Raw genomic sequence first — 21179 nt, forward strand, 5'->3', positions numbered from 1 at the left:
CGCGCATGAAAAGGGGCGCCGAAGCACCCCTTCCGCTTACTCACCAGCTTTCACCCATTCACCAGCGCCAACTCCTTCTGCGCATAGCGCCTACCGACCACCTTGTCGGGCGACAGCGCATCGCCAATCGCCTGCACCTCGACAGCGCTAAGTGCAATGTCCGCCGCCGCCGTGTTCTGCTCGAGATGGCGGATTTTGCGCGCACCGGGGATCGGTACGATGAAATCGCCCTGGTGCAGCACCCAGGCCAGCGCCAGCTGCGCCGAGGTTGCGCCCTTTTCAGCCGCCAGCTTTTCCAGCGTGGCGATGACGGCGGCATTGGCTTCCATCGCCTCGGCCTGGAAGCGCGGCAAGGTCCGGCGCCAGTCGTCGTCGCTCAAGGCCTCGGGCTTGGCGATCGTGCCGGTCAGCAGCCCACGGCCGAGCGGGCTATAGGGAACGAAGCCGATGCCGAGCTCGCGGCAGACGGCGAACACCTCGTCTTCCGGGTCGCGGCTCCACAGCGAATACTCGCTCTGCACGGCCCATATCGGATGAACGGCATGGGCCCGGCGGATGGTCGCGGCACTCGCCTCGGACAGGCCAAGCGCGCGCACCTTGCCCTCGCGCACCAGTTCGGCCATGGCGCCGACCGTATCCTCGATCGGCACGTTGGGGTCGACACGGTGCTGATAGTAGAGGTCGATCACATCGGTGCCCAGCCGTTTCAGCGAGGCCTCGGCGACCGCCTTGACGTGCTCGGGGCGGCTGTCGACGCCCGCCATGCGGTCGAGGCCTGTACCTTCCTCCAAAATCTTGAAGCCGAATTTTGTCGCGATCGTCACCTTGTCACGCACCGACTTCAGCGCCTTGCCGAGCAGGATCTCGTTCTCGTAAGGGCCATAGACTTCCGCCGTGTCGAAGAAATTGACGCCGATGTCGACGGCGCGGTGCAGCGTGGCGATCGCATCGGCTTCCGCTTGGCCGCCATAGGCGAAGCTCATGCCCATGCAGCCGAGGCCGACGGGGTAGACGTTCAATTCAGTTCCTAGCTTGCGGGTTTGCATAACGCGTCTCCTTGTTGCGATGTGGGAGAAATAGCGCCTTGCCTTGTGTTCGATAATCGGTTTTCATCCGCACGGGCTGTACTAAAAGATAGATCAATGAATCGAGCGCATCTTTCACAACTGGCGGTGCTGGCGACTGTCGCTCAATGCGGCAGCTTTCGCGGCGCTGCCAGGGAATTGGCCATCGCGCCTTCGGCGGTTAGCCACGCGGTATCCAGCCTCGAAGCCCGGCTTGGCGTGCGCCTGTTGGCACGCAGCACGCGCAGCGTTGCCCCGACCGAGGAGGGCGCGCAACTGCTCGAGCGATTGCGGCCGGCGCTTTCCGAGATCGACCTGGCGCTGGAGACGGCAATCGAAGCGCGCGACCGGCCGGCCGGCAATCTGCGGCTGACCGTGCCGCGCACGGCGGCCCATTTGGCGCTGACGCCACGGCTGGGCGCCTTTGCGTCGGCCTATCCCGACATCGTGCTGGAGATCGTCATCGAGGACCGCTTCACCGACGTGGTGGAAGGCGGCTTCGATGCTGGAGTCAGGCTAGGCGAGAGCCTGCAGCGCGACATGATCGCGGTGCGCATCGGGCCGGACCTTCGCGGCGCGGTGGTCGGCGCCCCGGTCTATTTCGAGGTGAGCCCCAAGCCGCTCCACCCGCGCGACCTAGCCGGCCACCGCTGCATCCGCTTCCGCTTCTCCAGCGGCATCCTCTACCGCTGGGAATTCGAGAAAGGCCGCGAGAGGATCGAGATGGCGGTGGAGGGACCGCTGATCCTCGACGAGGACCATCTGATCGCCCAGGCGGCGGTCGACGGCGCCGGGCTTGCCTTCGTCTTTGAGGATTATGTCCGCGCACCGCTCGCCGACGGCAGGCTGATCCGCGTGCTGGAGGACTGGTGCCCGCCCTTCGACGGCTTCTTTGTCTATTATCCGAGCCGCCGTCAGATGCGGCCAGCGCTTAGGGCGTTTGTCGATTTCTTCAAGGTGAGTGGATAGAGCGGGCTCGCCCCTCCCCCTGGTGGAAGAAAACCGGCATCGCGGTCGTTCACCAACGATGCAAACATCGATCACCAATAGCACGACCCGCTATGGCTGGGGCGCGATCATTCTCCACTGGCTGATTGCGCTGATCTTCATCGGTCAGTTCGGGCTCGGCTTCGTCATGGTTCGGCTGACCAGTCAGCGCACCGCCTTCGAACTGATCCAACTGCACAAATCCTTCGGCTTCCTGCTGCTCGGTCTGGTGGTGCTGCGCGTCGCCTGGCGCCTCGGCAATGCAACGCCGCCGCTGCCGCGCTCGGTCGGAACCCTGGAGCGTCGGGCCGCCCCGCTGGTCCATTTTGCGCTCTACGCGTTCCAGCTTGCCTTGCCCTTGTCCGGCTGGGCGCTGGTGTCGGTGTCGATGCTGGAGATCCCCAGCCTGCCGTTCAACCTGTTCGTCATGCCGAACCTGCCGCTGGCTGAATCGGATGGCGCCGAAAGCTTCTGGGCGGCAACGCATTGGTATCTCGCCTATGCCGGCATGGCGCTGGTCGCTCTCCATGTCCTGGCGGCGCTGCGTCATCATTTCCAGCTCAGGGATGGCGTGCTTACGCGCATGATCACGCCTTCGTCAGATGCGGAATAGATCGGACGGCTCATTCGTTGACGGGGCGAGGACGCACACAGCGCCGCCTCCAAAAAGGAACACCTCCATGTACACGCGCATCCTCGGATTTGCGGCGGTCGCCGCTTGCCTTGCCATGCCTGTTTCAGCGGCCGTCGCGCTTGGTGACGCCGCCGGCAGCTATTCGATCAGCCCGGCCAACTCCAGCATCCGCTTTTCCATCGGCAAGGTCGGCGGCGGCGGCCTTGATGGCGCCTTCGCCCGCTTCAAGGGCTCGATCCGCATCGACAACAGCGATGTCGCGCGCTCGCAGGTCAATTTCACCATCTTTCCCGAAAGCGTCAGCACCGGCCAAGGCCGTATCGATGCCTTCCTGCGCTCCGACGCGGTGTTCGATGCCGCCAAGAACCCGGAAATCCAGTTCCGCTCGACCAGCGTGACCCGAACCAGCGACACCACGGCCCTCGTCAGCGGCCGGCTGACGGCGCGCGGCAAGACGTTCCCGGAAAAATTCACGGCCGAGCTTGGCGGTCTCAAGGCTGGCACCATAAAATTCCATGTCACCGGCAAGGTGTTGAGGTCACGCTACGGCATGGATGTCGGCACGCCGATCTATTCCAACATCGTCGACTTCGACATGACGCTGACCGGCAAAAGGGGCTGACCTTGTCATTGGCTTTTCCGGCGATTTCGGGCAAACCTCGTCGCCTGTAATCGAGAGGAGAAGCCTGATGTTCCGATGGGGTGTGTTGTCGACGGCCAAGATCGGCCGCGAGCATTTGTTGCCGGCCATGGTCGAGGCGGAGAATGGCGTGCTGTCGGCGATCGCCAGCCGCGACCTGTCGAAGGCCAAGGCGCTCGCCGACCGCTTCGGCGCGCGGCATGCCTTCGGCTCCTATGAGGAACTGCTCGCCTCGAAAGAAGTAGACGGCGTCTACATCCCGCTGCCGACTTCGCAGCATGTCGAATGGACGGCAAAGGCCATCGAAGCCGGCAAGCACGTGCTGGTCGAAAAGCCGCTGGCGCTCGACGCCAACGACATTCTTCCGCTGATCAAGCTGCGCGACCAGAAAAAGGTGCTGGTCTGCGAGGCCTTCATGGTCATCTACCACCCGCAATGGATCAAGGTACGCGACCTGATCGCCAGCGGCGCCATCGGCCGGCTGCGCCATGTGCAGGGTGCCTTCTCCTACTACAATGTCGACCCCAGCAACATGCGCAACCAGCTCGACCTCGGCGGCGGCGCGCTGCCCGACATCGGCGTCTACCCGACCGTGTCGACGCGCTTTTCGACCGGCAAGGAGCCGCTGCGCGTGCAGGCGACGATCGAGCGCGACCAGAAATTCGGCACCGACATCTACTCCTCGATCCGCGCCGATTTCGGTGACTTCGAACTGTCCTTCTACCTGTCGACGCAGATGGCGGCGCGCCAGGTCATGGTGTTCCACGGTGAGAAGGGTTTCATCGAGTTGTTCTCGCCTTTCAATGCCGGGCTCTACGACCACCACCGCGTCGAACTGCACAACCAGAACCACTCCGAGGCGCAGGTGTTCCGCTTTCCCGGCACGCAGCAGTACCGGCTGGAGGTCGAGACCTTCGCGCGTGCGGCACAGGGCGGCAAGGAGCGCGTCTTCACGCTGGAGGAATCTGTGCTCAATCAGAAAGTCATCGATGCCATCTTCCGCGCCGGCGGCAAAGAAGGCTGGGAGGCCGTCTGACCCCTTGCGTTGAATTAGCCGGCTAATTCTGGGAGGAAAGATGGCTGACGATGCGGACGTGATCATTGTCGGCGCTGGCCTTGCAGGGCTGGTTGCCGCCGCCGAGCTTGCCGAGGCCGGCAAGAAAATCATCATCGTCGACCAGGAGCCGGAGCAGTCGCTCGGCGGCCAGGCGTTCTGGTCGTTCGGCGGCCTTTTCCTCGTCGATTCGCCCGAGCAGCGGCGCATGCGCATCCGCGATTCGCATGACCTGGCGCTGGAAGACTGGCTGGGCACCGCGGCTTTCGATCGGCCCGAGGATTTCTGGCCGCGCAGATGGGCGGAAGCCTATGTCGGCTTCGCCGCCGGCGAAAAACGCTCCTGGCTGATGCAGCGCGGCCTGAAATTCTTTCCGGTGGTCGGCTGGGCCGAGCGCGGCGGCGGCAATGCCATCGGCCACGGCAATTCGGTGCCGCGCTTCCACATCACCTGGGGCACCGGCCCCGGCGTTCTCGAACCGTTCGTGCAGCGCGTGCGCGAGGCGCAAAAACGCGGATTGATAAGCTTCAAGTTCCGTTATCGGGTCAATGAACTGACGCGGACGGGTGCTGTTGTGACCGGTGTGCGTGGCGACATCCTGCAGCCCAGCGCTGTCGAGCGCGGCCACAAGAGTTCGCGCGAAATATCAGGTGATTTCGAGCTTCACGCCCAAGCGGTGATCGTCGCCTCCGGCGGCATCGGCGCCAACCATCAACTGGTGCGGGAGAATTGGCCCAAGCGGCTTGGCACGGCGCCCAAGCGCATGATCACCGGTGTGCCCGACCATGTCGACGGCCGCATGCTGGCGATCACCGAACGGGCCGGCGGCTCGATCGTCAACCGCGACCGCATGTGGCACTATGTCGAGGGCATCAGGAACTGGGCGCCGATCTGGACCGACCATGCGATACGCATCCTGCCCGGCCCGTCATCGCTGTGGCTCGATGCGCGCGGCAAGCGCTTGCCGGTGCCGCTCTATCCCGGTTTCGACACGCTGGGCACGCTCTCCCACATCATGAGCACAGGCTTTGACTATTCCTGGTTCATCCTGACCAAAAAGATCATCCAGAAGGAGTTCGCGCTGTCGGGCTCCGAGCAGAACCCTGATTTGACCGGCAAGAGCTGGCGCCAGGTGCTCGGCCGCGCCACATCTGGCATTCCGGGTCCGGTCAAGGCGTTCATGGAGAAGGGCGAGGATTTCATCGTCGAGGCTGATTTGCCGGCGCTGGTCGCGCGCATGAACGCGCTTGCCGGCGGTGAGCCGCTTCTTGAGGTGGCCCAGGTCGAGCGCGAAATCCGCGCCCGCGACCGGCAGCTCGACAATCCGTTCTCCAAGGACATGCAGATCACCGCTTTGCGCGGCGCCCGTGCCTATCTCGGCGACCGGCTGATCCGCACGGCAAAGCCGCACAAGATGCTCGACCCGGCAAACGGCCCGCTGATCGCGGTGCGGCTCAACATCCTGACCCGCAAGACGCTGGGTGGCCTGCAGACCGACCTCGACAGCCGCGTTCTGGGTGCCGACGGCCAGCCGGTTGCGGGGCTCTACGCTGTCGGCGAAGCCGCCGGTTTCGGCGGCGGCGGCGTGCATGGCTACGCGGCGCTTGAGGGCACCTTCCTCGGCGGCTGCATCTTTTCCGGCCGCGGCGCCGGTCGGGCGGCGGCCGCTTCGGTAGGGTGAGCCGGCGCCGGTCGGCCCCCGGAGTCTAGCCGCGATCACCAGCGCCAATCGCCCTGTCCAAGCGCGGTCACCGCATCGACGATCCGGGTGAAGCTGGTGCGGGCGCGGCCGACCGTGTGCCGGCCTCGGAGATAACCATGCACCAGCCCCGCTTCCTCGAACCAGGTCGCGCGTCCGCCCGCCGCCACGACCAGGTCGCGATAGCTCTCGCCATCCGAGGACAGCGGGTCGCACTCGGCGGTGATCAGCATTGTCGGCGGCAGGTTGGAGAAGTCGGTGTCGGCAAGCGGGGCTAGCGTCGCGTCGCCACTGTGATCCACGCCGCCGGTGCGGATGTGTTTGTAGAATTCGAGATCTCGCACGGTCAGCATTGGCGCTTCGGCGTGTTTGACATAGGAGCCTTTCGAGCGGTCTCCGCCGAGGCCGGGATAGATCAGCACCTGGCCGATCGGCTTTTTCGCGTGGCCGCGTGTCGCATGGCTGACGGCAGCGGCAAGATTGCCGCCGGCGCTGTCGCCGCACAGAAAAATTGGGTGGTTGCGGGTGGAGGTGGCCCATTCGAAGGCGCTCATCACGTCGTCGAAGGCGGCTGGGTGCAAATGCTCCGGCGCCAGCCGGTAATCGACCGAGACCACTTCGTAGCCGGTGCGGGCGCAGAGTTCGGCGCAAACATCGTCATGGCTGTCCAGCCCGCCGAGGATGAAGCCGCCGCCATGGAAATACAGCACCGTCACGGTGGCTTGGAGTGGGCTTCGGTAGATGCGGATCGGGATATCGTGCGTGGGCGTCGCAATGGCCGAGATTTCCACCGCAACGCCGTCGGGATAGCCGGCAAAGAATTCGCGGCACATGCGGTCGTAAATCTCACGCTGCTGCGCGATCGTGTAGTCGATCGTGTCGGGCGGATAATAGGAGTTGGTCCGCTCGATGAAGGCCCACGTCTCGGCGTCGATGAGGGTTTTGTAGTCGGTCACGAGTGAGGCTGCCGGAGTCGAACCTGGGCACCCCCCTCTGGCCTGCCGGCCATCTCCCCCGCAAGAGGGGAGATTGGCAGTTTCGATCGCGGTGCTCTTCTTGCAGCGTCGACTATTGGCGAAAGCAGAAACGACGTCCGATCTCCCCCCTTGCGGGGGAGATGCCCGGCAGGGCAGAGGGGGGTGTGACGGAACGCCATCGTTCCTGCTACTTCCCCTTCCAAACCGGCTCACGCTTCTCCGCAAAAGCGCGAAAACCTTCCATGCCGTCTTCGGAGCCATAGAGTGCATCGACCGTCGCCAACTGGCGCCGCGTCACCCTGTTCATCGCATCCTGGAAGGTCAGCGCCTCGGCCACGCGCGCCGTCTCCTTGATCGCGGCAAACACCAGCGGCGGGCCGCCAGCCAGCAGCCGGGCGATCTCCCAGACGCGATCTTCCAGCCTTTCCTTGGGCAGCACCTCGTTGACCAGGCCCCAGCGATGCGCCTCGGCGACATCCATCCAGCGGCCGGTGAGCAGAAGGTCCATGGCGACATGGTAGGGGATGCGCTTCGGCAGTTTGATCGTCGCCGCGTCGGCCAGCGTACCGGCGCGGATCTCGGGCAGCGCGAAGGAGGAATGATCGGAGGCGTAGATGAGGTCGCAGGACAGCGCCAGCTCGAAGCCGCCTCCGACCGCCATGCCGTTGACGCAAGCGATGACCGGCTTGTTGAGGTCGCGCAATTCCTGTAGCCCGGCAAAACCGCCGACGCCATAGTCGCCGTCGACCGCATCGCCGCCTGCAGCGGCCTTCAAATCCCAGCCGGCGCAGAAGAACTTGTCGCCTGCGGTCTTGACGATGGCGACGCGCAATTCCGGATCGTCTCGGAATGCCTTGAAGGTCTCGCCCATCAGCCGAGAGGTCTTCAGGTCGATGGCGTTGGCCTTGGGCCGGTCGAGGGTGACTTCGAGGATGGTGCCCTCGCGGCGGGTCGAAATGACGTCAGACATTCTTGTTCTCTCCCAGCACCAGCAGCGCGTCGGCGATCCAGGCGCCCTTGCCCTCTGCACAGACGATCAGCGGGTTGATGTCGAGTTCCTCGATCTCACCGGCATTCTGCTGCACGAAGGCGGCAATGCCCGAAATGGCATCGATGGCAGCCGCGACATCGGCTTTCGGCCGGCCGCGATAGCCTTCGAGCAGCGGGAACAGTTTCAGGCCGCGCAGCGCCGCCTCGATATCGTCGCGGGTCGCCGGCAGCATGAGCGTAACGCTGTCGCGCAATAGCTCGACCAGCACGCCGCCGGTGCCGAGCGTCATCACCGCGCCGAACATAGGGTCGCGGGTGAAGCCGACGATGAGTTCGGCGACGCCGTCGCGCACCATGCGCTCGACATAGAGCCCGGTGCCGAGTGGCAAGAGGTCATGCGCTGCGGTGCTGACGGATTCGGCATCCCTGAGATTGAGCCTGACGGCGCCAACTTCGGATTTGTGGCTGACGCCGAGCGCCTTCAGCGCCACCGGGAAGCCAAGCGCCATGGAAGAGATCACCGCCTCGACCGCATTGGCGGCGCGTTCGCCCTTCGGCACCGGCAGGCCGGCCTTGATCAGCCGTGACTTCGCCTCGGCCTCATCGGGCGTGACGTGGTCGCCGCCAGGCGCACCGGATGCGGACGTGTCGATCGGCTGCGCCTGCGGCTCGTGCCACGCCCAGCCGATGAAGGCTGCCGCCTGGGCGGCGTCCATGGCTTCGGAAATGCCGAACAACGGCACCATGCCGCGTGCCATCAACTCGGCGGTGTATTCCTCCGGCAGGTTCTCCGGCAGCGAGGAGACGATCGCGCCGTGCGCTTTATTGGTCTTCAGTGCCGATTCGAAGGCGCGCAGCGTCGCCCACCAATCGGTGACCGAGCAGCGGTCGGGGCGCGGGAAATCGAGCACCAGCATGTTGAGGTCGAAGCCGCCCGACACCATGGCGGTGAAGGTGGCGGTCATCGCCGGCTCGTTGTTCCAGATGAAGGTGTGATAGTCGAGCGGGTTGGCGACCGCGACCAGCGGCCCAAGCGTCGATTTGACATGGGCACGGTGGCTGTCGGTCAGCACAGGGAAATTGACCCAGCGCCCTTCGGCGCTGTCGGCCATGACAGAGGCCTCGCCGCCGGAGCAGCTCATCGACGACAGCCTATATCCGGGCAAAGGTCCGGTGATGTGCAGCAGCTTCAGCGCCTCGATGAAGGCGGGGATCGAATCGACGCGCGCAATGCCGAGCCGCTTCAGGAACGCACCCGAGGCCGCGTCCGAGCCGGCGAGCGAGGCGGTATGCGAGACGGTCGCCTGCCTGGCCTGTTCGGAACGGCCGACCTTCATGGCGATGATCGGCTTTTTCAGCTCGCGCGCCCGTGCCGCCAGCCTCTCGAAGCCGGCTACCGAATCGAAAGCCTCGATGTGCAGGCCGAGCGACGTGACCCGCTCGTCCTCGATCAGGCCGAGCGCCATTTCGGACAGACCGGTCTGCGCCTGGTTGCCGGCGGTCATCAGGAAGGCGATCGGCAGGCCGCGCCTCTGCATCGTCATGTTGATGGCGATGTTGGAGGACTGGGTGATGATGGCGGCGCCCTTGCCGCCCTCGGCCAGTCTTATCCCGCCATGCTGGTCGGGCCACAGAAGCGCGCCGTCGGCATAATTGATCAGGCCATAGCAATTCGGCCCGATGATCGGCATCGAGCCGGCTGCCGCGACCAGCTCGGCCTGCAGCCGCTCGCCATCATCGTCATAGGCTTCGGTTTCGAGGAAGCCGGCGGCAAAGCAGACGGCGCCGCCGGCGCCGCGCTCGGCCAGCGCCTTGACCACCTCGATGGTCAAATGCCGGTTGACGCCGACAAAGGCAGCATCGGGCGCGCCAGGCAGGTCAGCCACCGAACGATAGGCCTTGCGGCCGGCGACCTCGTCCTTGGTCGGATGCACCGGCCAGATCTCGCCGGCAAAGCCCATCTTGATCGATTGCGCGACGACGGCCGCAGCCTGCGCACCGCCGAACACGGCGATCGATTTCGGCCGCAGGAGACGCTCAAGTTTATGCATATGTTATGCCCCGAACGGGCGCAGCAGCGCCCTTGAAATAATGTGGCGCTGGATCTCGGACGTGCCTTCCCAGATGCGTTCGACGCGCGCGTCGCGCCAGATGCGCTCCAGCGGCAGATCGTCCATCAGTCCCATGCCGCCATGGATCTGGATCGCCTCATCGGCGACGAAAGCGAGCATTTCGGTGGCCTTCAGCTTGGCCATGGCCATGTCCTGGTCGGTGACCGTGCCCTGATCGTACTTCCAGCCGGCTTCGAACACCATCAGGTCGGCGGCCTTCAATTCGGTCGCCATATCGGCGAGTTTGAACGACACGCCCTGGAACTTGCCGATCTGCTGGCCGAACTGCTGGCGCTGCGCGGCATATTCGACGGCATGGCCAAGCGCCCGCTCGGCGCGGCCGAGGCAAGTGGCGCCGACCTGCAGCCGGGTGGCGCCGAGCCAGGAATTGGCGACGTCGAACCCCTTGTGGACTTCTCCCAACACTTGGGCGGCGGGCAGTCGGCAATCGTCGAATTCGAGGATGGCGTTGGTGTAGCCGCGATGCGAGACGTTGCGGTAGCCATCGCGGACGGTGAAGCCCTTCGTCCCTTTGTCGACGAAGAATGCGGTGATCTTCTTGCGTTTGCCGCGCGGCGAATCCTCTTCGCCTGAGGCCATGAAAACGATGGCAAAGTCGGCGAGATCGGCGTGGGAGATAAAATGCTTGGTGCCGTTCAGCACCCAGTCGTCGCCGTCCTGCACGGCGGTCGCCTTCATGCCGCGCAAATCGGAGCCTGCGCCCGGCTCGGTCATCGCCAGACAGTCCCATTTCTCGCCACGGATGCAGGGGAACAGATATTTCTCGCGCTGCTCCGGCGTGCCGGCCAGAAGGATGTTGGAGGGACGCGCCACGCAGGTCCAGTGCAGCGCATAGTTGGCGCGGCCGAGTTCCTTTTCGTAGAGCAGCCAGGTCACGGTATCGAGGCCTGCACCGCCGACATCGGCCGGCATGTTGGCGGCATAGAGCCCGGCCTCGATTGCCTTGACCTTGATCTCCTCGATCAGGTCGCGGCGCAGCACACCGGTGCGCTCGACCTCGCGCTCATGCGGGTAAAGCTCATTTTCGACGAACGCACGCGTCGTCTCGACGATGAGCCTCTGTTCCTCCGACAGCCCGAAATCCATGCTCTCAGCCTTTCTTCTTGCCGGTCTTTTTCTTCGGCTTTTCGGCTCTCTTGACCGGTTTCAAGGCTTTGGCCTTCTCGGCCGCCTTGGAGGCCGTGGGCTTCTTCGCCGCCAGTTTGGCCAACTGCCTAGTATAGTCCTTGTGCAGGGCGCCGGCGCCCCAGCCCTTGCCTTTGTTCTGCTTCGACAGCGCGTCCATGATGGCGACCAGATTATCGTCGCGGATCTTTTCCAGTTCGCGGATCGACAGGCCATGCGCCTGGTCGTCCGACTGCGTGGCGATCAGGTCGACCAGTTCGTCGTTGAACTCCGGCACATCCATCAGCTTGGTCCATGGCCATTTCAGGCAGGGCCCGAACTGCGCCATGAAGTGGCGCATGCCGGCCTCGCCGCCGGCGACGCGATAGACCTGGAACATGCCCATCTGCGCCCAGCGCAGGCCGAAGCCGTAGCGCATGATGTCGTCGAGTTCCTCGACCGTGCAGATGCCGTCCTTGATCAGCCATAGCGCCTCGCGCCATGCCGCTTCGAGCAGGCGGTCGCCGACGAAGGCCTCGATCTCCTTGCGGATGACGACCGGCTTCATGCCGATCGAGGCATACATCTCCTTGGCGACCTCGATCGCCTCTGGGAAGGTCTGTTCGCCGCCGACGATCTCGACCAGCGGCAAGAGGTAAACGGGGTTGAACGGATGCCCGACGACCAGCCGCTCCGGGTGCTTCTTCATCGCCACCTGCATGTCGGTCGGCTTGATGCCGGAGGTCGAGGAGCCGACAATCGCATTGGCCGGCGCATGAGTGTCGATCTCGGCCAGCACGCGGTGCTTGAGGTCAAGCCGCTCCGGCACGCTTTCCTGGATGAAATCGGCATCGGCCACTGCCTCGGCAATGGTCTTGGCGAAGGTCAACTTGCCCTCCTTGGGCAGACCGCCGGGAACCATCTGCCTGTAGGCGCGGCGCGCGCCCTTCATCACTTCACTAACCTTGCGCGATGCCTCGGGATCGGGGTCGAAGATCGACACGTCGATGCCGTTGAGCAAGAGCCGCGCCACCCAGCCGGCGCCGATGACGCCGCCGCCGATGGCGGCTGCCTTGTTGATGATGCTCATGCGGAAGCTCCGGTTCTTGTCGTGGCTGTTGCGGGATCGATGAGGGGCACGCGCTCACCGGCGCGGATCACCGAGGGATCGTAGGCCTTGCGGGCAAAGACCTCGATCACGAAGGGCCGGAAGAATTCGATGGGCAGCGTGTCATAGTCGGGGTCGAAGCTCGACTGGTCCCAGCGCTCGCAAAACTGGTCGCAATCGTCGAAATAGGCGTGGCCGGCAAAGCGATCGCGCGCATGGCGGTTACCGCCCAGATGATGGGCATAATAGAGCCGCTGGAAATCGCCATGTTTCTCCACCACCCAGGTGCATTGTTCGCGCACGAAGGGTTTCAGGATCGAAGCGGCATATTCATCGTGATTGTAAGGCGCATAGATGTCGCCGATGTCGTGCAGCAGTGCGCAGGCGATCCAGTCGGTATCGGCACCATCATACCAGGCACGCGTCGCCGCCTGCAGCGAATGGCCGAGCCTTGTGATCTTGTAGCCCGACAGGCCCGCGTCGAGCTGGACCAGCGCGTCGAGCAGCCGCTCCCCGGTCCTGGCCGCATAGTCGATTTCATGCGCGGTCAGGAACTCGTAATCGTCCCGATCGCCATCCTTCATCGCGGTGAATTTGACGGTAGTCATGTCGACCCTTCCGATGAATAAGTTATGCCGCGATCGGCGCCCGCTTGGTGAGGTTGAGCTTTTGCCGCACCTCTTCCGGCCCAAGAATCCTGGCGCCCAGATTGGTGACGATGCTGGCGGCACGCTCGACCAGCTGAGCATTGGTCGCCAGCACGCCCTTGTCGAGCCACAGATTGTCTTCGAGACCTACCCGGACATTGCCACCGGCCAGCACCGCCGCCGCGGCATAGGCCATCTGGTTGCGGCCGATGGCAAAGGCCGACCAGTTCCAGGTCGACGGCACGTTGTTGACCATGGCCATGAAGGTGTTGAGATCGTCAGGCGCGCCCCACGGCACGCCCATGCACAACTGCACCAGCGCATCCGGATTGAGCACCTTTTCCTCGACCAGCTGCTTGGCGAACCACAGATGGCCGGTGTCGAAGGCCTCGATCTCCGGCTTGACGCCGAGCGCCGTCATCATGCCGCCCATGGCGCGCAGCATGCCGGGCGTGTTGGTCATGACATAATCGGCTTCGGCGAAATTCATGGTGCCGCAGTCGAGCGTGCAGATTTCCGGCAGGCACTGGCGCACATGTTCCATGCGGTTGGTGGCGCCGCCCATGTCGGTGCCTTTTTCGTTGAGCGGCAGCGGCGCTTCCGGCGATCCGAACACCATGTCGCCGCCCATGCCGGCGGTCAGGTTCAGGATGACGTCGACTTCCGCCGCGCGGATGCGCTCGGTCACTTCGCGGTAGAGATGCACATCGCGCCTCGGCTTGCCGGTTTCGGGATCGCGCACATGGCAGTGCACGATCGCCGCACCCGCCTTGGCCGCATCGATAGCCGAATCGGCGATCTGCCTGGGCGAGCGTGGCACATGCGGGCTGCGGTCCTGCGAGCCGCCGGACCCGGTCACGGCACAGGTAATGAAAACCTCGCGGTTCATCGCTAGCGGCATGGAACTCTCCTCCCATCGAAACAGACCATAACAATGCCCGACTTGCCGGAAACTGTTTTGCGTTTTACGAAGTTTCCATGACGAAAAGCGAAAAACCGACGATCTTTCGCGCCGAGCGTCTGCCGCTCAAGGTGACGCTGCTGGTGTTTTCGGGCTCGTCGATCATGTGCGTGGCCTCGGCCGTCGATCCGCTACGCGCCGCCAACCGTATCGCCGGCGAGACCTTGTTCGATTTCAAGCTGGTCTCCGTCACTGGCGAGGCTCCGGTCACCACATGCGGCCTGCCGGTGGCGGTCAGTGGCCGTTTCGACGCGGGCGAGCCGACCGACGTCCTTGTCGTCGTCGCCGGCTTCGGCACCCAGAATTATGCAACCTCGGCTCTGTTGTCCGGACTGCGCCGGGCTGCGCGTACGGCCCGCGCGTGCGGCGGTGTCGAGGCCGGCACCTGGCTGGTGGCGCGCGCCGGCCTGCTGGAAGGGCGCAGCGCCACCACCCACTGGGAGGACATGGAGGATTTCTCGTCGGCTTTCCCCGGCGTCGACGTGCGTCCGGACCGCTACGTCATAGACGGGCCGGTGTTCACGTCGGGCGGCGCGTCGCCGACCTTCGACCTGATGCTGCATCTCATTCGCACGCGGCTGGGCATGGCCGTCGCGCTCGATGTCGCCAGCGTCTTCATCTATGACCAGGCGCGTGCCGCGACCGACGCCCAGCCACTGGTCTCGCTTGGCCGGCTCGACGGCTACGATCCGCGGCTGGCGCAAGCCATCCGGCTTATGGAATCGCATGTCGACCAGCCGCTCACCATAGAAGCGGTGGCAAAACGTGCCGGGGTGACGGCACGGACGCTGGAAAGCATCTTTCGCAAGTCGATCGGCGAGACGCCAGGCGCCTATTATCTCAGGCTGCGCCTGGGTGCTGCCCGCCGGCTGGTGGTCGACACCAGAGTGGCGATGGCCGACATTGCCGGGCGGACCGGATTTTCGTCCGCCGCGGCATTTTCTAGGGCGTTTTCAAGGGCTTTCGGTGAAGCGCCGGTCAGGCTGCGCCGGGGCTGAGTGCAGGTCGACCGAAAGGACGACGATATGCACAAAATCGGAAAGATCAGGCCGCGTCCTGACGGCCGCTGCCGCCATCGATCTGCGAGCGCATCTGTTTAGCAAGGTGGGTCTCAAAACGGCTGGCGACGGCGCGGTCCCACTCGTTCGAGCGGCGCGTGCCATCCTTCGGATGCGGCATTGCCATCAGTCTATCGATGATCGATCCGGCCTCGCCAGGTGAGAGCAGGGCGTCGATTTCACGTTCGTTCTGCATATCGGTTCGCCTCCTTCTTCCTCTCCCGCCACGAGCCAGTCTTATACGAGATTCGTGACGGCAGTTTGAAGGCAAGAGCGAGGTCATTGAAGGGCGTCGAAGGGCAAAACCATGTCGCGGGACCGGGCCATGCGCAAAGCTGTTCCTGCGCCTTGGCAGGTCAGGTCAAGGAGAAATCTACAGCCGCTTTTCGAACAGCACCGTGGTGAAGCCACTGTCCCATTCGTCGTCTGGATAGCGGTTTTTTTCGATATAGCCGACCGCCTTGTAGAGTGCTTGTGCGGGCAGGTTGAACGTGTCGGTTTCCAGCCGCGCCTGCGCCAATCCGGCGGCGCCGATCGCCTGTTCGGCATGGGAAAGCAGCTTGCGGCCGACACCTTGGCCTTGACGGGACGCCATGACGTGCAGGGCCTCGATAAAATCCGCGCGCCAATGGATCAGGCCGGCGACCTCGCCATCGATCTCGGCAACGGCGAATTCAGGCCAGCTCTGGTCGACATAGCGCCCGCCAATATCCGTCTCGACATAGCGCCGCGCCGCTGCTTCGGTGATGTTCGGCAGCCATGTGCCTTCGAAGGTTTCATGCAGCACCTGCTTCAACGCCGGAATATCGCTCGCCTGCGCCGGGCGCACGATGATTCGATCCTCTGCCATTTTCAGTCTCCCGCCAATGCATGTCGCCCAAAAGCGCACAGCGATTTTGGGATGGCGACATGCATAAAATAAAGGCTGCCGCACGGGCCCTCTTCGGCGGCACGCGTGGCATCTTGATCACACGCTGGCTGCCGAAGATCTGTGCGATCCTCGGCAGCCTCGTGCGAAGTGGGCTGACTAGCAGATGGCGATGGCGGCGGCTTTCAGCCAGTGGTGTCGGATGTCGGTCCAGAGATGGAGCGGCGCGCGCCTTACACGTAGCGGTTGACGATATTTTCCAGCAGTTCCTGGCGACCGGACCTCGGCTGCGGCTCGATCTTCTTCTTGACGACGCGCTCGGCGATATCCTCCAGCGTGCGCTTGCCGGCGAGCATCGCCTTGCCCTCGGCCGTGTTCCAGCCGGCATAACGTTCGGCCAGCGGCGCCGATAGCGCCTTGTCCTCGACCATGCCGGCCGCGGCTTTCAGGCCGCGTGCGCAAGAATCCATGCCGCCGATGTGGCCGATCAGCAGGTCCTGCGGATCGAGCGACTGGCGGCGCAGCTTGGCGTCGAAATTGGTGCCGCCGGTCTTGAAGCCGCCGGCCTGCAGGACCTGATAGTAGGCCAGCGCCATTTCCGGCACGTTGTTGGGGAACTGGTCGGTGTCCCAGCCCGACTGGTAGTCGTTGCGGTTCATATCGATCGAACCGAAAATGCCGAGCGCATTGGCCAGAGCCAGTTCGTGCTCAAAGGAATGGCCGGCCAGGATGGCGTGGCCCTGCTCGATATTGACCTTGACCTCCTTCTCCAGCCCGAAGCGCTTGAGGAAGCCGTAGACCGTGGCGACATCGTAATCGTACTGATGCTTAGTCGGCTCCTGCGGCTTCGGCTCGATCAGGATCGTGCCCTTGAAACCGATCTTGTGCTTGTAGTCGACGACCATGCTGAGGAACCGGCCGGCCTGTTCCTGCTCGCGCGCAAGGTCGGTGTTGAGCAGGGTCTCATAGCCTTCGCGCCCGCCCCACAGCACGTAGTTTTCGCCCTTCAGCCGCTTGGTGACGTCGATGCAGCTTTTTACCGTCGCCGCCGCGTAGGCAAAGACGTCCGGATCGGGATTGGTGGCCGCACCCGACATGAAGCGGCGGTTGGAGAACAGATTGGCGGTGCCCCAAAGCAGCTTGACGCCGGTCTGCTTCATCTTGCCCGCAAAGTAATCGGCGATCTCGTCGAGGCGCGCGGCACTTTCGGAAAAGTCCTTGCCCTCCGGCCGCACATCGGCGTCATGGAAGCAGAAATAGGGCGCGCCAAGCAGCGAGAACATCTCGAAGGCGACGTCCGCTTTCAGTTTTGCCAACTCCATCGTGTCGGTGCCGCCGGCCTTGGGGAACCACGGCCGGTCGAAGGTCTGGCCGCCGAACGGATCGCCGCCCGGCCAGGCAAAGGAGTGCCAGTAGGCGACGGCGAAGCGCAGATGGTCTTCCAGCCGTTTGCCGGCGACGACCTCGTCGGGATTGTAGAATCTATAGGCCAGCGGATTGGTCGAATCCGGCCCTTCATATTTGATTTTCTTGATGTCGCCGAAGAATCCGCTGCTCATGATTTCTGTCCTCTCACAAAGTTCTGCCGCCATTACCTCAGGCGTAATTGGTTTCAGGCCAGCGCTGGTCGAAAAGGGTCAGGTCAAAGCCACCAAACGAAGGAGACGGACCATGACCGACCTCACCAAGATCGCTGAAAACTACATCACCGCCTGGAACGAAAGCGATGCCGGCCGCCGGGCCGAATTGCTCAAGGCGACCTTCACGGAAGACGTCAGCTATCGTGATCCGCTCATGCAGGGCGACGGCCATGAAGGCGTCGCGGCTCTGATCGACGGCGTGCAGCAGCGCTTTGCCGGCTTCCGGTTCTCGCTGAAGGGCACGCCGGACGGTTTTGCCGACAAGATCCGCTTCTCGTGGAATCTCGGACCTGAGGGGACGCCTTCGGTGATCGAAGGTACCGACATCGGAATCATCGAGAACGGCCGCCTGAAGAGCGTCACCGGCTTTCTCGACAAGGTGCCGGCGCAGTGAGGACTTCTGGGGGAGGCGGGCGTGAAGCGCCCCCCTCTGGCCTACCGGCCTTCTCCCCCGCAAGGGGGGAGATTGGTTGGCATCCGCGCCTTCGCCAATCACCCACCTTGCAGGACTGGCATACCCGCCAACGCTGCTAATCTCCCCCCCTGCGGGGGAGATGCCCGGCAGGGCAGAGGGGGGTGCCTCGCGCTCACTCACGCGGTCACGCTCTTAATTGCCGGGTACAGCGACCGGTAGCGCTGATATGCATCCGCATACGCCCCAGCGAGCGCAGCGTCCGGTTCAACGGTAGCATCCGTCCTGGGCGCCGTGCACACAGCCAGCGGATCGGCACCCGTCGCAGCAATCAGACCGAGCCGTGCGGCACCAAAGGCGGCGCCGAAATCGCCGTCGGCGGGAATGTCGACAGGCAGTTGAAGCGCGGTGGCAATCGCCTTCAACCAGTAGTGCGAGCGCGAGCCGCCGCCGATCGCCGTCACCCGCGTCAAGATCGTGCCGGCCGTGGCCAGGGCTTCGAGGCTGTCGCGGAAGGCAAAGGCCACACTCTCCAGCACGGCCTGGGTCAGCACGGCACGGCTCGATTCATGCGCCAGCCCGGTGAACGCGCCGCGAATGGCGGCATCATTGTAGGGTGTGCGCTCGCCCGAGAGATAAGGCAGGAAGGACACGCCGCTGGGCGCCTTCAATGTGTCGCCGAGCTCCAGGGTCAATTCACCGGCGCTCTTCCCGGTGATTTCGGACAGCCAGTTGAGCGAATCCGTCGCCGACAGGATGACCCCCATCTGATGCCAGGTGTTCGGCAGGGCGTGGCAGAAGGTGTGAACCGCGCTAGCCGGGTTGGGCAGGTAGGAAGCGTTGGCGGCAAACAGCACGCCCGATGTGCCGAGCGAGACGAAAGCGTGGCCGGCGCCGACCGTGCCCATGCCGCAGGCCGAGGCCGCATTGTCGCCGGCGCCGCCGGCGATCGGAATGCCGGCCTGGACGCCCCATTTCGATGCCAATTCGCTGCGCAGTGCGCCTGCCTTGTGCGTACCCTCAACCAGCGACGGCATCTGCCTCTCGTCGAGCGACGTCGCTGCGAGCAGGTCCGTACTCCAGCGCCGCTTGCCGACATCGAGCCAGGAGGTACCGGCAGAATCCGACATTTCCGAAATGTGTTCGCCCGAAAGCCAGAGCCGCAGGAAGTCCTTGGGCAGCAGCACTTTTGCGACCTTGGCGAAGAGAGCGGGTTCGTTGTTTTTCACCCAGGCAAGTTTCGGCGCGGTGAAACCGGGAAAGACGATGTTGCCGGTCAGGGCGCGGAAGCGCGGATCGGCGTCGAGCACGGCCGCCTCGGCATGGCTGCGCGTGTCGTTCCACAGGATGCAGGGACGCAGCACCTTGTCGGCGGCGTCGAGCAGCGTGGCGCCATGCATCTGCCCGGACAGGCCAATGCCCTTGACTGCCGCGAGTTCATCCGGATGGGAGGATCTGAGTTCGGCGATTGCGTCTTCGCAGGCCCGGATCCAGTGCTCGGGATTTTGTTCCGACCAGCCGGGATGCGGCCGTGAAACATCAAGCGAACCGTGGCCGGAACCGATGACGGTTTGCCCGGCATCGATCAGCAGCGCCTTGACGCCCGACGTCCCGAGATCGAGGCCCAGATACATGTCTTCCTCCCACGCCAGTTAATTTTTTCGGGTCTCGAAAAAATCTGGCTTGGCCAGTTTTTAAAACAAGATCCGCTTCGGGTCAATTCTCCGACAAATCGGCGGCGCGTCGCACAAACAGCGCTGACAGCGGACTGTCGGGCCGCGCCATCGAACGCTCCGCCGTGAGCGCCCTGGCCAGCGCACCGTCACCGGCGCGCAACGCTGCCTCGATCAGCGTCAGGTCGATAACATCGCGCTGGGCGTGGCTGCCGCCGAAGCGATGGGAGATCGATCGGATCGGCCGGATCAGGCGCATGGCCTCGGCGTAGCTGCCCTCCCCGAATGCCTTGATGGCGAGCGTCAGCGGATGGCCGACATCCCGCGTGAAAGCCGCATTGTCGTCGCTGCCACGCATGGCCTCGCGCTGAGCCTCAAGCAAGGCGAGGGCCGGCGCATCCAACCCCGCACCGACAAAGGCCATCATCGCGTGGGCATCGTTGAAGGCATAATTGCCGGCGCCGGCCTTATGCCAATTGGCGGCGAGCGCCGCCCAGCGGTCGCCGACATTGACGCCGCCGAGGGCGAGCCGCCACAAGACTGCCGAGGCATCGACCATGTTGAGCGCCATCGTCGATTGCACGCTATAGATTGGGCCGTCATAGAGGGCCAGCACCGCGTCGGTCTCGCCGAGATCATAGTGGAACAGCGCCAGGTGCCACCAATTGTGGACCTGCAGGAAGCTCTCCCTTGTCCACGCTTCCGGGTTGGCCTGCATCCAGGCGATGCCATCCCTTTGCCGGCTCTGCATTTCCATGACATGGGCGACGGCGTGCTGTGCCCAGCCGTCGCGCGGCTCGATGTCGACCGCCGCGCGGCCAAGCTGCTCGGCCCTGACATAATCACCCATTTCCTCCAGCCCGAAGGCCTGCATGCCGAGCATGGCGTGGTAGCCGGGCATGCCGCTTTGCCAGGACGGCAGGGCGCGTGCGATGCGGTCGCGCAGCATGCGTGCATTGCCGGTGAAGAAATCGATCTGGTGGCCGACCTGCAGCGCCAGCCCGTCACGCGGGGTCTCGATGGTGATGTCCTCGAGAATGCGGCTGGCTTGATGCCATCGTCCGCTGGCGAGATGCCCGAGGGCCGAGACATGCGCCCGCTCGCGCGTGGTCGCGGCAAGCGGCAGTGCGGCCTCATGGCAGGCCTTGGCCACGGCCGTCGCCTCCCGCTCGGTGGCGAGGCCGAACAGATAGCCCTTGAAGACATGCGCCATGACGAAGCCGGGATCTTCCGCGATGGCGCGGTCGACGGAGGCTACGGGATCGCCGATGAAGCACTGCAGTTCATGCACTGCCTGGCTGTAGGGGGTGAATCCCGCCTCCGTGGCGCCCGAAAGTGCCAGGCCGAATGCGTCCCTGGTTGCCATGCGATGTCCTTTTATCGACCCGTGACAGGCCTCGATCCTTCGGCCCAAACCGATCCTAAAGCATGGGCCACGGCAACGCCAACCGCGCGCTACGCCAGGTCATTTGAGTAGTCTTTGCAGTTTAGCAACCATGCGGGGCAGATTAGGCTTTGTAAAATCGAATGA

General features: G+C 64.1%; 20 protein-coding genes. 7 read left to right on the top strand and 13 right to left on the bottom strand.

Features of this window, described 5'->3' with window-relative positions:
- Nucleotides 1-50: 50 nt before the first annotated feature.
- Complete coding sequence (locus NKJ11_RS23545) at nucleotides 51-1046, bottom strand: aldo/keto reductase (protein ID WP_352794346.1); 996 nt, start codon at nucleotides 1044-1046, stop codon at nucleotides 51-53.
- Between the two features lie 96 nt (nucleotides 1047-1142).
- Here NKJ11_RS23545 and NKJ11_RS23550 point away from each other — a divergent pair, with 96 nt between their 5' ends.
- The 5 genes from NKJ11_RS23550 (at nucleotide 1143) to NKJ11_RS23570 (ending at nucleotide 6060) form a co-directional block, all read left to right on the top strand.
- Nucleotides 1143-2033: a LysR family transcriptional regulator gene (locus NKJ11_RS23550; protein WP_352440498.1), complete on the top strand. Its 891-nt coding sequence runs from the start codon at nucleotides 1143-1145 to the stop codon at nucleotides 2031-2033.
- Nucleotides 2034-2091: 58 nt separating this feature from the next.
- A complete protein-coding gene (locus NKJ11_RS23555) occupies nucleotides 2092-2664 on the top strand; it encodes a cytochrome b (RefSeq protein WP_352440497.1) in 573 nt (190 codons plus the stop codon).
- 67 nt (nucleotides 2665-2731) lie between these two features.
- Nucleotides 2732-3307 carry a YceI family protein gene (locus NKJ11_RS23560; protein WP_352440496.1) on the top strand — a complete coding sequence of 192 codons (576 nt, stop codon included), beginning with the start codon at nucleotides 2732-2734 and terminating at the stop codon, nucleotides 3305-3307.
- A gap of 67 nt (nucleotides 3308-3374) precedes the next feature.
- Nucleotides 3375-4361, top strand: coding sequence for a Gfo/Idh/MocA family protein (locus NKJ11_RS23565; RefSeq protein WP_352440495.1), 987 nt, complete (start codon nucleotides 3375-3377; stop codon nucleotides 4359-4361).
- A 40-nt stretch (nucleotides 4362-4401) separates the two neighbouring features.
- Complete coding sequence (locus NKJ11_RS23570; protein WP_352794348.1) at nucleotides 4402-6060, top strand: FAD-binding dehydrogenase; 1659 nt, start codon at nucleotides 4402-4404, stop codon at nucleotides 6058-6060.
- Nucleotides 6061-6095: 35 nt separating this feature from the next.
- Here NKJ11_RS23570 and NKJ11_RS23575 read toward each other — a convergent pair whose 3' ends face one another.
- The 7 genes from NKJ11_RS23575 to bcoG all read right to left on the bottom strand — a co-directional run bounded on the left by NKJ11_RS23575 (nucleotide 6096) and on the right by bcoG (nucleotide 13937).
- Nucleotides 6096-7034 carry an alpha/beta hydrolase gene (locus tag NKJ11_RS23575; RefSeq protein ID WP_352794349.1) on the bottom strand — a complete coding sequence of 313 codons (939 nt, stop codon included), beginning with the start codon at nucleotides 7032-7034 and terminating at the stop codon, nucleotides 6096-6098.
- A 208-nt stretch (nucleotides 7035-7242) separates the two neighbouring features.
- Complete coding sequence (locus NKJ11_RS23580) at nucleotides 7243-8025, bottom strand: carnitinyl-CoA dehydratase (protein ID WP_352611634.1); 783 nt, start codon at nucleotides 8023-8025, stop codon at nucleotides 7243-7245.
- A complete protein-coding gene (locus NKJ11_RS23585) occupies nucleotides 8018-10096 on the bottom strand; it encodes an acetate--CoA ligase family protein (RefSeq protein WP_352794350.1) in 2079 nt (692 codons plus the stop codon). The genes NKJ11_RS23580 and NKJ11_RS23585 overlap by 8 nt, the downstream gene beginning before the upstream one ends.
- 3 nt (nucleotides 10097-10099) lie before the next feature.
- Complete coding sequence (locus NKJ11_RS23590; RefSeq protein WP_128302744.1) at nucleotides 10100-11263, bottom strand: acyl-CoA dehydrogenase family protein; 1164 nt, start codon at nucleotides 11261-11263, stop codon at nucleotides 10100-10102.
- Between the two features lie 4 nt (nucleotides 11264-11267).
- Complete coding sequence (locus tag NKJ11_RS23595) at nucleotides 11268-12371, bottom strand: carnitine 3-dehydrogenase (RefSeq protein WP_352794351.1); 1104 nt, start codon at nucleotides 12369-12371, stop codon at nucleotides 11268-11270.
- Nucleotides 12368-12997, bottom strand: a complete 630-nt coding sequence (locus tag NKJ11_RS23600) for an HD domain-containing protein (RefSeq protein WP_352734287.1) — start codon at nucleotides 12995-12997, stop codon at nucleotides 12368-12370. The genes NKJ11_RS23595 and NKJ11_RS23600 overlap by 4 nt, the downstream gene beginning before the upstream one ends.
- 22 nt (nucleotides 12998-13019) lie before the next feature.
- Nucleotides 13020-13937, bottom strand: a complete 918-nt coding sequence (bcoG, locus tag NKJ11_RS23605) for a 3-dehydrocarnitine:acetyl-CoA trimethylamine transferase BcoG (RefSeq protein WP_352554620.1) — start codon at nucleotides 13935-13937, stop codon at nucleotides 13020-13022.
- 77 nt (nucleotides 13938-14014) lie between these two features.
- Here bcoG and NKJ11_RS23610 point away from each other — a divergent pair, with 77 nt between their 5' ends.
- Nucleotides 14015-14995 (top strand): GlxA family transcriptional regulator, encoded by a 981-nt coding sequence (locus NKJ11_RS23610; protein ID WP_352629931.1) that lies wholly within the window; start codon nucleotides 14015-14017, stop codon nucleotides 14993-14995.
- Nucleotides 14996-15041: 46 nt separating this feature from the next.
- On the opposite strand, the gene NKJ11_RS23615 is transcribed toward NKJ11_RS23610, so the two are convergent.
- The 3 genes from NKJ11_RS23615 to xylA form a co-directional block, all read right to left on the bottom strand.
- Entirely contained in the window at nucleotides 15042-15251 is a 210-nt protein-coding gene (locus NKJ11_RS23615; RefSeq protein ID WP_352629929.1) for a hypothetical protein, read from the bottom strand.
- Nucleotides 15252-15428: 177 nt separating this feature from the next.
- Nucleotides 15429-15905, bottom strand: a complete 477-nt coding sequence (locus tag NKJ11_RS23620; RefSeq protein WP_127289632.1) for a GNAT family N-acetyltransferase — start codon at nucleotides 15903-15905, stop codon at nucleotides 15429-15431.
- Between the two features lie 251 nt (nucleotides 15906-16156).
- Nucleotides 16157-17482, bottom strand: coding sequence for a xylose isomerase (gene xylA, locus NKJ11_RS23625; RefSeq protein ID WP_023810585.1), 1326 nt, complete (start codon nucleotides 17480-17482; stop codon nucleotides 16157-16159).
- Between the two features lie 112 nt (nucleotides 17483-17594).
- Between xylA and NKJ11_RS23630 the strand changes: the two genes are divergently transcribed.
- A complete protein-coding gene (locus NKJ11_RS23630; protein ID WP_063169801.1) occupies nucleotides 17595-17957 on the top strand; it encodes a nuclear transport factor 2 family protein in 363 nt (120 codons plus the stop codon).
- Between the two features lie 197 nt (nucleotides 17958-18154).
- Here the strand turns inward: NKJ11_RS23630 and xylB are convergent, their stop codons facing one another.
- Together xylB and NKJ11_RS23640 are read right to left on the bottom strand one after the other, a co-directional pair.
- Nucleotides 18155-19609, bottom strand: coding sequence for a xylulokinase (gene xylB, locus NKJ11_RS23635; protein ID WP_352794352.1), 1455 nt, complete (start codon nucleotides 19607-19609; stop codon nucleotides 18155-18157).
- A gap of 82 nt (nucleotides 19610-19691) precedes the next feature.
- The gene (locus tag NKJ11_RS23640) at nucleotides 19692-21014 is read right to left on the bottom strand and encodes a tetratricopeptide repeat protein (protein ID WP_352794354.1); all 1323 of its coding nucleotides are present in this window, start codon (nucleotides 21012-21014) and stop codon (nucleotides 19692-19694) included.
- Nucleotides 21015-21179 lie beyond the last annotated feature (165 nt).

Origin of the sequence: Mesorhizobium sp. M0243, from assembly GCF_040321775.1 — a bacterium.
Classification (GTDB): Bacteria; Pseudomonadota; Alphaproteobacteria; order Rhizobiales; family Rhizobiaceae; genus Mesorhizobium.